Genomic DNA, 14,451 nt, shown 5'->3' on the forward strand with positions numbered 1-14,451 from the left:
CCCGACCCCGCGAAACGTTGGGCTGGGACACCCCAGCCCAACGCCTGGCCCAACTCATCACTACCTAACGATTGCACTCACCCCTTGACCCCGCCATCTCAACGGTGCCGCCAACCTCATGATCAACAGGGTGTTTCGGGGGGGCGCGTGCCCGAGGTCGCGTAAGGTGCCGTGTGCCTGGTCGCGTGAGGCGCGATCATGACAAACGCGCCCACCTTGGTGGCGCCCGCGCGGCGATGGCGAGCTTCCGTTTGCCGCCATCGGTGTCGACCTGTGCCGGTGCTGGGCAGGCTGCCATGACGCGGCCCGCCCCGCAGCCGCCGATGCATCCGGGGTCGACCCCTGCGCGGCGACCCGCTGCGAGCCGCCCGTGGGCTGTCGGCGTACGGACGGTACCTCGCAGTGGTGTGCCGCCGGTGGCGGCGACGGACCCGCTCGCCCTGTCGGGGAGCCCCGCTCAGACTCAACTTTACATAATGTCAATTATCGAATCGGACTCCGGGTTCCAGCGGGTGCTCCTTGTGCGGGCAGGACCCGCTCAACGGCGCACCCGTCACCTCGACGGCGTGCGGTCCCGGTGAGCCACCGTCGCACACGCACGGGTACGGCAGTCGAACACGTCCGCGCACCCATGCGTCATGACGGCGTGCCTGCTGGCGTGCGCGTGAACAGCCGTGGGGATCCGGCCCCTTCCCCGGATCCCCACGGCTGTTCAGGTGTCAGCCGGTGATTCGGGTGTTCCGGGAGGCACCGGGTAGACCGCCGCTGTTGGCTTCGAAGGCCGGCACGGGTGTGCTGATGAAAGTGGTCCCGTCGGCGGTGCTGGCGCTGACGGTCGCGGGCTTGTCCTGCGGGATGGTGGTGCTGCCGAAGCCGGAGGTGTCCAGGGCGACCGGGGTCGGGGTGTTGTCCAGGGCGGTGACGGCTGCGGTGGCTGCTCCCGGTGGGGCTACCAGGTTGACGCGGTCCGTCCGGGCGTCCCCACCCTCGGCGCGCATCCGCCATGCGATGGGGCGTTGCTCAGCACCGTCCGCGGGCAGCAGCAGCCGTAGGTCGGTTCGCCAGCCGGTGGTGTCGCCGTGGATGGCGTAGGCGATGACTCCGCCGTCCGTGGGTTGGATGGTGAACAGTGCGGCGGGTTTGTCGTTGATGGTGCCGCACCAGCGCACCCGGATCGTGACGTCCTGGGCGGACAGTCGGCTGTCTCGCAACGCGTGACCGATGAACCGTGCGAGGACGGCTCGGTCTATGACGGCTCCTCGGGTGTGGCGGAGGGCGGCAGTGAGCATCTCGTCGGTCAGCTCCTGGCGGCCGGTGTCTGACCCGCTCCACCCGCCGTATACGGGACCTTCGTAGATGAGGGTGTCGCCGTTGGTGACCCGGGCGGCGAGCGCGGGCCCTCCGACCAGATCGGTGGGTGGCAGCGAGGTGACGCCGATGCCCGTACCGACGGATGAGGAGAGCTGGTGGCTTTCGACGACGCCCGTTGCGGAATAGCCCGAGAACCCATTGATCGTCACGGTGGAACCCGCGGGGCCGATGACCACTGCCGCACCCCCGTTCTCGGCGTCGCTTTCCATCCAGGTCGCCACTGCGGTGTCGGCGGTTTCGTTGCCGCCCTGCTGCATCTGTTCCGGTTCGGCTCCGGGTGGGCCGCTGAACCAGACAAGCGTCGAGTCGGTGAGCAGGCCCAGACGCAGAGGGACGAAGAGCAGCGCGATTCGGCGACCGGGTATGTCGTCGGCGTACACGATCCGGATGTCGCTGCGGTCGGTGATCCTCCACCATTCCCCCGGATTCTGCAGGTCGACAACCTGCCTGAGCAGGCCGTCCGTCCAGTTGCGGTCGGCGGCGAGATCGCCCCGTGCGGGTCCGTCCGCGAGCGGTGACGGCGACGAGGCGACGGCGATGCCGGGTACCCAACCGGGCAGGGGAATCAGGTTGGTCTGAATGGCGACGGCGGCGGCCAGGAAAGCGGCGATCGCACCGGTACGGACCCGACGTGCGCGGCGGTGACCTGCCTCCCGCCGGGTGAACCGTGGCCAGGGATCCGCCGTCACTGTCATGGTGTCAGCCTCGCTGCGGAGGGCTTCCCGGAGTCTGGTTTCCACGTTCTCGGTCATGCTGGATCCTCCTGGAGGCTGGTCTCGATGATCGTGGGCGGCGGCTCCAGGTCAGTTCGTAGCCGGGCCAGTCCTCGTGACGCCTGGCTCTTGACCGTTCCAGGTGAACAGTCGAGTAGTCGGGCGATGTCAGCCTCGCTGAGATCCTCGAAGTACCGCAGGACGAGCACGGCCCGCATTCGTGGCGGGAGGCGGCGCAGCGCCCCCAGCAACTGATGCCGGTTCTCCGCGTGCTGATAGGCGTCGGGGGTGGCGATGGTGTCGGCGTCGAGTAGTGGTACCTCGATTGTTCGGCGGCGTCGTCGCCACGACACCGCGGTGTTGATCATCGCGCGGCGGACGTATGCCCCGGGCGCGTCCTTGCGGAGAATCCGACTCCACCGCCGGTGGGTCTTCTCCAGCGCTGATTGCACCAGGTCTTCGGCGACGCCCCGGTCACCGGTGAGCAGATATGCCGTTCGGGTCAACGGTCCCCACTGCTGCAACACGAACTCGCGGAATCGTTCCTCGTCGTCATCCGGCATGAGTTGCCCATATCGTCCACCGTTTTCCTGTTCGCATGGAAGGTAGACGCTTCTTGCCGGGGGCAGGTTGAGCGGTGGCGGCGAGTTGCTGTTGAGCTTCAGGAGAACGGCCGGCTCCCCGTACCGCGATGATTGTCCCTGGGTTGAGCCGTTGGACGGCGGTCGGTACCGGGTGACGGCGTCGGACGGTCGATGCGAGTGGGGTACCGCCGATGCCGCCGGATTGAGTCATGTGCGGTGGTCGTTGACCGCCGCGAGTAGTTCGCTGAACATGACCGCGTAGGTGTCGCTGAGGTGGGTGGCCAGTTCGTGCGGCAGGATGTCGGTGGTCCAGAGCAGGGTCGCGGTGCCTTCGTCGTCGGTGAGTATCCGCATTTCGGCCTGGTGGTGCTCTGCTCCGGGGAAGCCGGGTATCGCGTAGACGGCTCGTCTGCGGGTCGGGTCGACGGTGACGTTGCGTTCCCAGAGTTCGGTGCCGTCGATGAGGGTGACGACCCGGTGGTCGCCCTTGCGGCGTTCGCTGACGCAGGCGGAGAAGATGTGGACCTCGGCGCGGGTGTAGCGGTCCAGGAAGTCCCAGGCCACGTCGGCTGGCACCGTGAGTTTCGCTTCGTGGTGAATGGTGCCCATCGCTCCCACCTGTTCGGTCCGGCTGTCGGTTTCGCCGCCACACTGTGGCATCCGTGGTGTGGGACAGGCAATGTCGTCGATGGGTGGGGGTTGTTCACCACTCCCCTCGCCTGCCGGGTTCGGGTGGGGTGAGCTGGCTTTGAGGGCGCGGGGGCGAAGATCGTGGCACCCGTAGACTCGGGTCATGTCCGAGACCCAGCCGACTCCGCGGTTTCGTCAGCGTGCGGCGAAGATGGGCGAGCTGGTGGCTCGGCAGATCCTGGAGGACATCGTCGAGCAGGGGCTCTCCCCCGGTGCGGCGTTGCCGACCGAGGCGCAGATGTTGCAGGCGTACGGGGTCAGTCGGGGCACGTTGCGTGAGGCGTTGCGGATTCTGGAGCACAACGGTCTGCTGCGGGTGCGGCCGGGTCGTGGTGGTGGGCCGATCGTCGGGGCGGTGGATCCGCACACCTTCGGTCGGACGATGGCGTTGTTTCTGCAGATGGGGCGGACCCGGTTCGGTGAGCTGGTCGAGGCCCGGGTGGTCATGGAGCCGTTGATGGCTCGGTTGGCGGCGGAGCGTCGGGATGCGGCGCGGTTGCGGGAGTTGGCCGAGTCGATGCGGGAGCACAGCACCTTGGAGGAGCGTGACGAGGCCAGTTATCTGGCGGTCATGCAGCGGTTCCACGGTGTGGTGGCGGGGTTGTCGGGCAACGGGGTGCTGGATCTGTTCGGTCGGGGGTTGAAGGAGATCTACACCGAGCGGGTGGTGGCGGCGGAGCGTCGTCCGGAGCGGTGGGAGGATGTGCGGCGTGAGCATCAGGCGGTGGCCGCGGCGATCGTGGATGGGGACGGGGCGTTGGCGGAGCGGTTGATGCGGGAGCACATGCTGGCCCTGGCCGACCACCTCGACCGTGACTATGCGGGGTTGCACGACGAGGTGGTCGGCTGGTGGTGAGGTCGGGTCAGGACAGTGCGCTGGAGAGTACGGGGCGTACGGGTGTGGTGTCCTGGTCGACGCGCCAGGTGGTGTCCTGGTCGCGCCAGTCGTCGCCGATGGTGGAGACCTCGGGCATGACCTCGCGGGAGAACAGGGTGAGGTGGTCGCGTACCTCGTTGCTGGTCATGTCGCCGGCGTGGTTCATCAGGATGAGGTGTCCGGCGCCGGTCTCTTTGTAGAGTCGGTGGATTTGTGCGGTGACCTGGTCGGGGGTGCCGACGAGGAGGATGCCGGCGTCGATGAGGTCTTCGTAGCTCATTCGGCGGACGGCGCCGAGGCGGCCGCGCAGTGCGGCGACTGCGGCGGCGGGTGGGAAGTAGCCGGGTGGGCTGGCGGCGCCTTGGCGGAGTTTGCCGGGCTTGAGGTAGTACATCAGTTTGCGGCCGATCTCGCGGGCCTTGGCTTCGGTGGGGGCCACGTGGCACAGGGCCATGTAGGCGAAGCGGTCCGGGCCGGGTTCGGGTTGGCCGTCGGCGACGGCGGTGCGGCGGTAGAGCCGGAATGAGGTTGCGGTGTCCTCGTAGGTGCCGAGCAGGTTGCACAGGGTGTAGCCGTGTCGGGCGGTCCATTCGACCAGGCGGGTGGAGGTGCCGCTGATCCAGATCGGCGGGTGGGGTTGCTGGTAGGGGCGGGGCCAGACGCTGACGTAGCGGTAGTGGTAGTGCCGGCCTTCCCAGGAGAAGACGTCGCCGTGGGTCCACGCCTTCTTGATGAGGTCGTGGGCTTCGATGAACATGTCCAGGTTGTGGACGGGGTTCTGGTTGGAGGGGAAGGTTTCGCCTTGGACGCCGCGGACGAAGCCGCAGTCGATGCGTCCGCCGCTGACGGAGTCTAGGTAGGCGATCTCCTCGGCGACGCGGATGGGGCTTTCCCGGTGCGGTAGTGGGGTGCCCAGGACGAGGACGCGGCCGCGTCGGGTGCGGTGCAGTACGGAGGCGGCGCTGAGGGTGGCGGACACCTGGAGGGTGGAGGCGGACTGGTGGTGTTCGTTGACCATGAGGTCGAAGCCGAGTTCGTCGGCGAGTTCGTACTCGTCGAGGTAGCGCTGGTAGAGCTGGTGGCCGAGTTTGGGGTCGTAGTACTGGTTGGGCATGAAGTACTTGAGTCCCCGGTTGGCCTCTTCCGCCTCGGGTGGGACGTTGGGGTAGGGCATCTCGGTGAAGTGGTAGAGCCTCACGGGGTCTCTCCGTTCAGGAAGGACCGGACGATCCGGTGGAACTCGTCGGGACGTTCCAGGTACGGGTAGTGGCCGGCGTCGGGGATTTCGACGAAGTGGGCTGCGGGCAGCAGGTCGGCCAGGGCGGCGCTGTGGCGGGGTGGTACGAGTCGGTTGTGGCTGCCGGCGAGGACCAGGGTGGGCATGGTGGCCAGGTGCAGCCAGCGGCGTAGACGTGGGTCGTGCAGGAAGGGTTTCCAGGCGTAGCGGGACAGGGCGGCCCGGTCGGTGAAGGCTCGTTCGTATTCGCTGTCGGTCAGGCCGGTGGGGAAGCCGGGCATCCGCAGGTCGTGGCAGGCGGTGGGGTCGGCCCAGCCGAGTTCGACGATTTCGGTGGGGTCGAGCAGGAGGATGTCGGCGAAGTCGGGTTCGGTGGGGCCGGAGAGTTTGACGCCGTACGGGGAGATGAGCAGCAGTGAGGTGAAGCGGTGGGGTGCGCGTACCGCCATCTCCAGGGCGATCCAGCCGCCGAAGCCGGCGCCGGCCAGGTGTACGGGGCCGGGTGGCAGGTTGGCGAGGGTGTCGGTGAGGTGGTGTTGGGCCAGGTCGGCGACGCTGTCCCAGTCTTCGGCGGTGGTGTCCAGGGGGGTGCCGAAGCCGGGGTGGCGGGGTATGACGACGGTGTGGTCGTCGGCGAGTCGGCTGAGGGCGCCGACGGGGCCGGGGAGTACGTCGGCGTCGTGGAGGAACAGCAGGGTGCTCATGGTGTGCTCCCCTGGTCGAAGAAGGTCAGCAGCAGGTCGGCGACGGCTTCGGGTTGGTCGAGGTTGGGTGCGTGGCGGGCGTCCATGCGGTGGACGTGGATCTGGGGTGCCAGGTTTTCGAAGTGGTGGCCCCAGTCGGGTTCGAGCAGGTCGTCGCGGGTGGCTTCGACGACGAGTACGGGGACGGGGCTGTCGCGCAGTGGGGTGGGCCAGTTGTCGCGGTTTTCCGGCTTGGGGAGGTTGGGGTGGCGCAGCCGGGGGGCCAGGCAGGCGGTGACGTGGCCGGGTTTGCGGGTGTTGGCGTAGCGCAGGGCGACGGTGTCCTCGAAGCCGGGGTGGTCGTCGGTCATGAGGCTGACCAGGCGGCGCATGTCGTCTTCGGTGCCGTCGAAGTTGCCGAGTTCGGTGAGGCCTTTGGTGGTGCGCCAGGGGCCGCCGGTGCCGCAGATGCTGACCCCGGACAGGGCGGGTAGTTCGGGGTTGGGGGTGGCCAGGGCGCGTAGCAGCAGGGAGCCGCCGAAGGACTGGCCGGCGAAGTGTGCGGCGTCGACGTCGAGGGCTTTGCAGAAGGCGGCGAGGTGGGTGGTGCGGAAGGAGTATGGGGAGCGGTCGAGGTAGATGACTTTGTCGGTGTCGCCGTAGCCGAGCAGGTCGGGTGCGAGGACCCGGTAGTGCTGGGCTAGCAGGGGCATGACCTCAGACCAGCTGCCGATGGCGTCGCCGCCGAAGGCGCCGTCGTGGATGAGGACGACGGTGCCTCGTGGTTGTCCGGGTGGGGTGGCTTCCCAGTAGCGGGTGGTGAATCCGCCGGCGTTGATGGTGTGTGGGCGTGGTGGGGTCATGGTGCGGTCTCCGGGTGCGGTCAGTGGGGGGTGGGTTGGAAGGTGCCGTAGCGGCCGTCGAGGTAGAGCAGGGGTGGGGCGTCGGTCTGGGCGCGGGCGTGCAGGACTTCGCCGCAGAGGATCAGGTGGTCTCCGCCGGGGTGGACGGTGGTGGTGCGGCATTCGAGTACGGCGGTGGTGCCGGTGGCGAGGGTGGGCACTGTGGTGTGTCCGGCGACCACGGCGGCGGCGAGTTCGTCGAGGTGGCGGCCGCGGGTGGCGAAGGCCTGTGCCCAGGCGGCGCGGTCGGCGGCGAGGTAGTTGATGCTGAACCGGCCGGCTTGTTCGGCCAGGGGGGCCAGGCCGGTTTTCCGGTCGATGGCGACCATGGCCATGGGGGGTGTGCCGGACAGTGAGGTGGCGGAGGTGCAGGTGAGGCCGGTGATTCCGGCGGGGCCGCCGGGGACGAGGATGATCGCCACCGGTGCGGGTACCTGCCGGAAGGCGGCCCGGAAGCGGGCGGTTTCGACGAGGCGGTCGGGGCCGGTGTGGTGGGTCATCGGGGGGCTCCGGTCTGGTTGAGCCAGAGGTGGTGTACGTCGGCTCGGTGGGTGAGGTGTTGGGCTGTCGGTCGGCCGCCGATGACCACTGCGGAGGCGACCCAGTCGGCGGTGGCGCCGGTGGTGGCGTGGACGGTGACCTGGGTGATGTCGGAGGTGGCGGGGCGTCCGGTGCGGGGGTCGATCAGGTGGTGGGCGTCGGTGCCCCAGCGGCGTTTGCCGGTGCCGCTGGTGGCGACGCCGCCGTCGCGCACGTGCAGGGTTTCGCCGTGGGGTAGTTCGACGGGCCAGCCGTCGCCGTCGGGGCCGGGTCCGCGGCAGGCCACGTCTCCCCCGATGCTGGCTGCTGAGTTGGGGCCTAGCCAGGTGACGATGTCGTCGGCCCAGGCGCCTTTGGCGAGGGCGCCGATGTCGAGGCTGTGGCCGGGGGCCAGGCGGGCGGTGTGGCCGCGGAGTTCCAGGATGTCGGCCAGGGGCGGCACGGCCGCGACCGGGTCGGCCACCGCAGAGGTCGCGGGGGTGCCGGTGGCCCAGGATCGGCGGTAGCCGGCGGCGAGCAGTTGCGGCAGTACGGCGATGTTGACCAGGCCGGTGCTGGCGGTGGCGACGGTGAGGGCGTGCCGCAGCATGGCGTGCAGTTGGTCGGAGATGGGGTGCCAGTGCCCGGCGGCGGCGTTGAGTCCGCTGAGTTCGCTGTCGGGGCGGAAGCGGGAGAAGCGGCGGTCCAGGGCGTGGAGTCGTCGTTGGACCTCGGTGAACGGGGTGACCGGTGGTCCGTAGCTGGCCAGGGTCACCGTGCAGGTGAACATCTGGCTGGTGTGCTGTTGCAGGGTGGGTCGCTGTCGGGCGGGTGCGAGGTTCATGCCGTCTCCCTTCACCACCAGGTTTAACATGCTAAACATGATGATGTTTTAGCGGCAAGGGTCTGACCGTACCCGGTTCACCCGCCCGACAGGCCGACTGGCCTGGGCTTTCAGTCGCCCGTGACGGCCCGGCCGAGCACCTCCCGGGCGCTGCGGGCGACCGCGGCGTCGATCATCCGCCCGTCGGCGGAGACCGCCACCCCGCAGCCGTCGCGTTCCGCGGCGGTCAGCCGGTCGACGATGTCCCGCGCCGCGGCGACCTCCTCGGGCGTCGGTGAGAACACCCGGTTGACCACGGGTACCTGGGCGGGATGGATAGCGGTGCGACTGCGGTAGCCCTGCCGCAGCAGCAGCCGGCTGGTGGCCTCCAGCCGCTCCGGGTCCCGCAGGGCGGTCTCCGTCGGGCCCACCGGCGGGGCGATCCGGGCCGCCGCGCAGGCCAGCACGACCCGGGAACGCAGCGGCCACAGTTCCATCTTGTCCGGGCCGGGTTGCAGACACAGCTCGGCGGCCAGGTCGGCCTCGCCGAGGCCGAGGCGCACCACCCGGGGGGCGGCGGCCACGGCCTCGGCGCGCAGGACCCCTTCTGCCGTCTCCAGCAGGGCGAACACCGCCAGGTGACCGGCCGGCAGGTCGTGCTGCCGTTCGGCCTCGCCGAGCAGCCGGTGCACCTCGGTCACCGACTCGACGTCGGCCTTCGGTACGACCACACCGGTCAGGTGCGGCCCGGCCACCGCGGCGATGTCGGCGGCCGGGGTGTCGGCGTTGATGCGTACCCACCACTGGGGGCCCTGGGCCGGGTCGGTGAGGTACCCGCCCAGGGCCTTGCGGGCCTCGGCCTTGTGCGTCGCCGCGACCGCGTCTTCGAGGTCGAGGATGCAGGCGTCGGCCCCCCGGGCCGCGGCCCGGGCCAGCTTGTCCGGCTGGTCCGCCGGCACGTACAGGTAGCTGCGGGCGGCGGCCGGGGTGGGTCCCAGGGCGGTCACGGCCGGGTCGGCCGGGCCAGGTAGCGGCCGCGGGGCTGGCCGACCACGTTGCCGGCGCGCAGGATCTGCTCACCGCGCAGGAAGGTGTCGGTGACCTTGGCGGTCAGCTCCATGCCCTCGAACGGGGTGTACTCCTGGGTCGACAGCGAGTCCTGCGCCCGCACCGTCCAGGTGTGGTTCGCATCGACGAGGCAGAAGTCGGCGTCCAGCCCTTCGGCGATGGCGCCCTTGGTGGCCAGGCCGAACCGGCGGGCGGGAGCCCACGAGGTCAGCTCGGCGACCCGACCGTAGGACAGGCCCCGCTTGACGCCTTCGCTGATCAGGCCGGGCAGCAGGTACTCCGCGCCACCGAAGCCGGACTTGGCGACGAAGATGTCGTCCTTCGGCTCACCGAACTTGACCTCGGCCTTGCAGCAGGCGTGGTCGCTGACCACCCAGTCGATGGTGCCGTCGAGCAGGTGACCCCACAGGGCCTCGACGTCCTCGCGGGGACGAAGCGGCGGGTTGACCTTGCCGCCGAGGCCGTAGGCGGTGTCGATGTCGGCCAGCAGGTGACCGACGGTGACCTCGCGGCGGAAGTCGACGTGCGGGAAGGCCTTGGCCATCCGCAGCGCCGCGTCGACCGCCTTGGCCGAGGTCAGGTGCAGCAGGTTGATGGTGGGCAGGCCGGTCTCGTGGGCCAGGTAGGCGGCGATGGTGACCGCCAGGCCCTCGGAGTGCGGGGGCCGGGAGGCGCTGTAGGCGGCCAGTCCCTTGAGGCTGCCGTCCTCCTCGACCAGCCGGGTGTACGCCCGCATGATCTCCGCGGTCTCGCAGTGCAGGGACAGGGAGATCTCGTCGGCCAGCTCGGGGAACTGCTCCCGGGCGGCCTGCACCCCGCGCATCACGAACTCGAAGTGGGCGTAGTCGTACCGGGCGTCCGGCGGGATCATCAGGAAGGAACTCTGGTCGGCCGAGCGGCCGTGCAGCCCGTGACCACCGTAGAACATGAAGATCTTGAACGAGGTGACGCCGTGGTCGCGGATCAGCTCGGGGATCTCGTCGATGTGTTCGGTGGTCATCGGGGCCACGTGGAAGGCGAAGTCGACATACGACTTCTGGTCGGTGGCGCGGTGCACCTCGGGGAAGAACTCGCGGTACGGTCCGCCGCGGTTGAGGTAGTACTGCCCGGTACGGATGTAGTTGATCGCGGAGGTGACACCGCCCTGCGCGCAGGCGCGGCTCTCGGTGGCGGCGTCCTCGGCGAGGGGGTGGTAGATGCCCCAGTGCTGGTGGGCGTCGACGACCCCCGGGAAGGCGAGCTTGCCGCCGGCGTCGACGACGCTCTTCGCGCCGGTGGTGTCGAGGTTAGGCGCGAGGGCGGCGATCCGGCCGTCGCGGACACCGATGTCCAGCGCCGCCGGCTCGGCCTGGTCGTGCCGCACCACTCTGACGTTTGTCACTACGAGATCGAAGGGTTCCACGATGTGCTCCTGAGGTTGGCGGGCAGCGGGGCCGTTGTCAGTCGGCGTCGGGACGCAGGCGGGTCAGGGGACGCAGCAGGTCGCTGACGTCGTTGACCTCGTTGAGGCCGAGCACGGTGGAGACCACCTGGTCGGCGGTTTCCGGGGAGAGCCGTCCGGCGACGTTGTCCCGGAACTTCATGGCCAGTTCGGCGTCGGACAGCGGTCGCTGCGGGCCGCCGCGGTTGGCCAGCACCTCCTCGCGCCAGGTGCGGCCGTCGTCGGTGCGTACGGTGACGATGGCCGGGAACTGGTACGGGAAGATCTTGTCGCACTCGTCGTCGGGGACCACCTCGACGAGGGCCATCAGGGCCCGGCGCTGCGGGTCACGGGCCAGCTCGTCGGTGAAGTCGCCCAGGCCGAGACCGAGTCCACCGCCGCCGAGCAGTCCGGCGACGACGGTGTACGGGCCGCTGAACTGTGCCTGGTAGCCGGTCTCGGGGGTCCGCTTGGTGGCGATCGGTTCCCCGATGGTGCGGATCACCGCGGCGGGTACCCGCAGTTCGATGGCGGTGATCCGGTCCAGCGGCACACCCTGGGCCCGCAGGGCCAGGCCGGCGTCGATCCCCGCGTGGGTGAAGTGGTTGGCCGGGTACGGCTTGAAGAAGATGTCCGGCACCGACCAGCGTTCGCCGAGTCCGTCGGTGATCTGGTCGTAGTCGGCTTCCCCGCGCAGGAAGGCGGTGTAGAAACCGAACCGGCCCTCCAGCACGGTGGGTGGCCCGGTGAAGCCGCGGCGGACCAGGTCGGCGGCGGTGACGGCGCTGTGCGCGGCCCAGCCGCAGTGCAGCCGCTTGACCGTGCCGCCGGTGCGGTTGGCCTCGATCAGCCCGGCGGCCATCGAGGCGGTCACCCCGAGCACGTCGGTGAGCTGGTCTGAGTCGAGTCCGAGCAGCATGCCGGCGGCGACCGCACCACCCATCGCACCGCAGATGGAGGTGGCGTGCTGGCCGTGTTCGAAGAACACCGAGTTGTTCAGGACCGGGTCGAAACCGGCCATGCCCAGCCGTACGGTGACCTCGATGCCGACCGCGACCGCCTTGGTCAGGGCGGCGCCGTCGGCGCCGGCGGCCTGGGCGGCGGCCAGGGCGGCCGGGACCACGGCGGCGCTGGGGTGCAGCACCGAGGGCAGGTGGGTGTCGTCGTAGTCCAGGGAGTGGGCCAGCACCCCGTTACCGAAGGCGGCCTGGGCGGCGGGAACCCGGTCGGGCAACCCGACGACGTGGGCCTGGGCGCGTCCACCCAGGTCGGCGACGTAGTCCAGGGCGGCGTGGCTGGTGGGCAGCCGGTGCGCGGCCACGCACAGCCCGAGGATGTCGAGGATCCGCTGGCGCACGCTGGCGGCGAGCCGGTCGGGCAGCTCGGTGGCGCGGGTGGCGGCGGCGAAGGCGGCGAGTTGCCGGGCCAGGGTCTGCTCAGTCATTGGCGATCACCGCCAGGGGGCGCACCGGGGAGCCGGTGGCGCCGAAGATGGCCAGCGGCGAGAGCATGAACAGGAACTCGTGGACGCCGTCGGCGGCCAGTTCCTCCAGCGCCATCGTCTCGATGATGTAGACGCCGCGTTCGACCAGCAGCACCCGGTGGGCGGGCAGGACGCTGTGTCCGGCGCCCGGTCGCAGGCACTCGAAGGCGATGGTGTCGGCGCCGGCGGCGTGGATCCCGGCGTCGGCCAGCCAGGTGGCACCGGCCTCGCCGACCCCGGGCACCCCGCTGGAGTGGCCGACGTAGCGGGTGCGGTCCTCGTGGTCGAACAACCGTCCCCAGCCGCTGCGGATCAGCACCACGTCACCGGGGCGGATCGGGGTGCCCTGCCGTTGCGCCGTGGCCGCCAGGTCCTCGGGGGTGATCTCGTAGCCGGCCGGGCAGCCCTCGGGCTGACCCAGGGCGGCCGGGACGTCGAGCAGGACACCGCGGCGGACCATCGGGGCGATGGTGTGCGCGCCCAGCTCGGCGAAGCGTCCGCCGCGGCCGGCGACGGCGGCGTCGGAGCCGTCGACCAGCCGGCCGTCCTGGGAGACGTGGGCGAAGGCGTCGATGTGGGTGCCGACGTGGGTGCCCATGGTGATGATGTCGTTGGCGGCGGAACCGCCGTCGGCGCGCACGTTGTCGCCGTGACGACGGGGCAGGGCGTGCCAGAACGGCGGGTGGTTCGGCGACTGTGGCATGCCGATGGTCAGCCGGCGACCCAGGTCGTAGGTCCGCACTCCGGCGTCGACGGCGGCCAGCAGGGCCCGCGTCGCGCCGGTGGCGCCGGTGAGGGTGGTGCTCGAAGTGGTCACGGCAATCCTTACCTTGTGGGGGCGGCCGTCAGGCCACGATCTGCCGGGCGCGCAGCTCGGCGATGGCCTCGGGGGTGCAGCCGAGTTCGTTGACGAGGAGGTCGTCGGTGTCGGCGCCGAGCGGGCGGCCGGTGAAGCGGATCCGGCCGGGGTTCTCCGACATCCGCCACATGACGTTGTGCATCAGGACCTCACCGAGGTCGGAGTCGGGGACCTTGACCAGCATCTCGGCGGCCTGGACGTGTTCGTCGGTGACGATGTCGCGGGCGTTGTAGACGGGGGCGACGGCAGCGCCGGCCTCTTCGAAGGCGCGCATGACCTCGTCGCGGGTCCGTTCGGCGATCCAGCCGCCCACGTACTCGTCGAGCAGATCGGCGCGGGCGGCCCGCTCACGTCCGGAGGCGAACCAGGGTTCGTCGATGACCTCGGGGTGCCCGACGAGCCGCAGTACCCGTTCGGCGATGGTCTGGGCGCTGGTGGACACCGCCACCCAGTCGCCGTCCTTGGTGCGGTAGGTGTTGCGGGGGGAGTTGTTGGTGGACCGGTTGCCGTGCCGGTGGCCGATGACGCCGAGCTGGTCGTAGACGGTGGGGCCGGGTCCGACCGCCGTCATGATCGGCTCCAGGAGGCTCAGGTCGACGATCTGGCCCTTGCCGCCGTTGCGGGTGCGGGCCCACAGCGCCACCATGGTGGCCGAGGAGGCGGCGATGCCGCAGATGCTGTCGGCCAGGCCGAACGCCGGCAGGGTCGGCGGGCCGTCGGCGTCGCCGGTCAGGTGGGCGAAGCCGCTCATCGCCTCGGCGAGGGTGCCGAAGCCGGGCCGGTGCGCGTAGGGGCCCTGCTGGCCGAAGCCGGAGATGCGGACGATGACCAGGCCGGGGTTGAGCTCCCAGAGCTGTTCCGGGCTGATCCCCCACCGTTCCAGGGTGCCGGGGCGGAAGTTCTCCACCAGCACGTCGGCGGTGGTGGCCAGGCGGCGCAGCAGCTCGGCGCCCTCCGGAGTGGACAGCTTCAGGCCGATCGTCCGCTTGTTGCGGGAGATCTCCTTCCACCACAGCGGTACGCCGTCCTTGGCGTGGCCGTGGCCGCGCATGCTGTCGCCGGCGACGGGGTGTTCGACTTTGATGACGTCGGCACCGAAGTCACCGAGGATCTGGCAGCACAGCGGGCCGGCCAGGATCGTCGAGGCGTCGATGACGCGGAGTCCGGTCAGCGGTCCGTCGTGCACTGGGCCTCCCCTATCCATTTCGTTCGGTTGAAGCGA

Annotated in this window: 14 protein-coding genes; 1 reads left to right on the plus strand and 13 read right to left on the minus strand. The window is 70.1% G+C overall.

Features of this window, described 5'->3' with window-relative positions:
• Window positions 1-719: 719 nt before the first annotated feature.
• The 3 genes from ACGFIK_RS11440 to ACGFIK_RS11450 all read right to left on the minus strand — a co-directional run bounded on the left by ACGFIK_RS11440 (window position 720) and on the right by ACGFIK_RS11450 (window position 3,277).
• A complete protein-coding gene (locus ACGFIK_RS11440; protein WP_393339030.1) occupies window positions 720-2,123 on the minus strand; it encodes a hypothetical protein in 1,404 nt (467 codons plus the stop codon).
• Window positions 2,120-2,647, minus strand: a complete 528-nt coding sequence (locus tag ACGFIK_RS11445; protein ID WP_327025914.1) for a SigE family RNA polymerase sigma factor — start codon at window positions 2,645-2,647, stop codon at window positions 2,120-2,122. The genes ACGFIK_RS11440 and ACGFIK_RS11445 overlap by 4 nt, the downstream gene beginning before the upstream one ends.
• Before the next feature lie 228 nt (window positions 2,648-2,875).
• On the minus strand, window positions 2,876-3,277 hold the full coding sequence (locus ACGFIK_RS11450) for a hypothetical protein (RefSeq protein WP_327025915.1): 402 nt from the start codon (window positions 3,275-3,277) through the stop codon (window positions 2,876-2,878).
• 184 nt (window positions 3,278-3,461) lie between these two features.
• On the opposite strand from ACGFIK_RS11450, the gene ACGFIK_RS11455 reads away from it, so the two are divergent.
• Window positions 3,462-4,214, plus strand: a complete 753-nt coding sequence (locus ACGFIK_RS11455; protein WP_327025916.1) for an FCD domain-containing protein — start codon at window positions 3,462-3,464, stop codon at window positions 4,212-4,214.
• A 7-nt stretch (window positions 4,215-4,221) separates the two neighbouring features.
• Here the strand turns inward: ACGFIK_RS11455 and ACGFIK_RS11460 are convergent, their stop codons facing one another.
• The 10 genes from ACGFIK_RS11460 to ACGFIK_RS11505 form a co-directional block, all read right to left on the minus strand.
• The gene (locus ACGFIK_RS11460; RefSeq protein ID WP_327025917.1) at window positions 4,222-5,433 is read right to left on the minus strand and encodes an LLM class flavin-dependent oxidoreductase; all 1,212 of its coding nucleotides are present in this window, start codon (window positions 5,431-5,433) and stop codon (window positions 4,222-4,224) included.
• Window positions 5,430-6,176, minus strand: a complete 747-nt coding sequence (locus ACGFIK_RS11465; protein WP_327025918.1) for an alpha/beta hydrolase — start codon at window positions 6,174-6,176, stop codon at window positions 5,430-5,432. The genes ACGFIK_RS11460 and ACGFIK_RS11465 overlap by 4 nt, the downstream gene beginning before the upstream one ends.
• A complete protein-coding gene (locus ACGFIK_RS11470) occupies window positions 6,173-7,018 on the minus strand; it encodes an alpha/beta fold hydrolase (RefSeq protein WP_327025919.1) in 846 nt (281 codons plus the stop codon). Before ACGFIK_RS11470 ends, ACGFIK_RS11465 begins: the two co-directional genes overlap by 4 nt.
• A gap of 20 nt (window positions 7,019-7,038) precedes the next feature.
• A complete protein-coding gene (locus ACGFIK_RS11475) occupies window positions 7,039-7,557 on the minus strand; it encodes a flavin reductase family protein (RefSeq protein ID WP_327025920.1) in 519 nt (172 codons plus the stop codon).
• Window positions 7,554-8,420, minus strand: coding sequence for an FAD:protein FMN transferase (locus ACGFIK_RS11480; protein WP_327025921.1), 867 nt, complete (start codon window positions 8,418-8,420; stop codon window positions 7,554-7,556). The genes ACGFIK_RS11475 and ACGFIK_RS11480 overlap by 4 nt, the downstream gene beginning before the upstream one ends.
• 110 nt (window positions 8,421-8,530) lie before the next feature.
• Window positions 8,531-9,406: a CoA ester lyase gene (locus ACGFIK_RS11485; protein WP_327025922.1), complete on the minus strand. Its 876-nt coding sequence runs from the start codon at window positions 9,404-9,406 to the stop codon at window positions 8,531-8,533.
• Entirely contained in the window at window positions 9,403-10,848 is a 1,446-nt protein-coding gene (locus ACGFIK_RS11490) for a dihydroorotase family protein (RefSeq protein WP_327025923.1), read from the minus strand. Before ACGFIK_RS11490 ends, ACGFIK_RS11485 begins: the two co-directional genes overlap by 4 nt.
• Before the next feature lie 58 nt (window positions 10,849-10,906).
• A complete protein-coding gene (locus tag ACGFIK_RS11495) occupies window positions 10,907-12,331 on the minus strand; it encodes an MmgE/PrpD family protein (RefSeq protein ID WP_327025924.1) in 1,425 nt (474 codons plus the stop codon).
• A complete protein-coding gene (locus ACGFIK_RS11500; protein WP_327025925.1) occupies window positions 12,324-13,187 on the minus strand; it encodes a cyclase family protein in 864 nt (287 codons plus the stop codon). Before ACGFIK_RS11500 ends, ACGFIK_RS11495 begins: the two co-directional genes overlap by 8 nt.
• 28 nt (window positions 13,188-13,215) lie before the next feature.
• Complete coding sequence (locus ACGFIK_RS11505) at window positions 13,216-14,415, minus strand: CoA transferase (protein WP_327025926.1); 1,200 nt, start codon at window positions 14,413-14,415, stop codon at window positions 13,216-13,218.
• Between the last annotated feature and the right edge of the window lie 36 nt (window positions 14,416-14,451).

Origin of the sequence: Micromonospora sp. NPDC048871 (assembly GCF_043198155.1) — a bacterium.
Lineage (GTDB): Bacteria > Actinomycetota > Actinomycetes > Mycobacteriales > Micromonosporaceae > Micromonospora.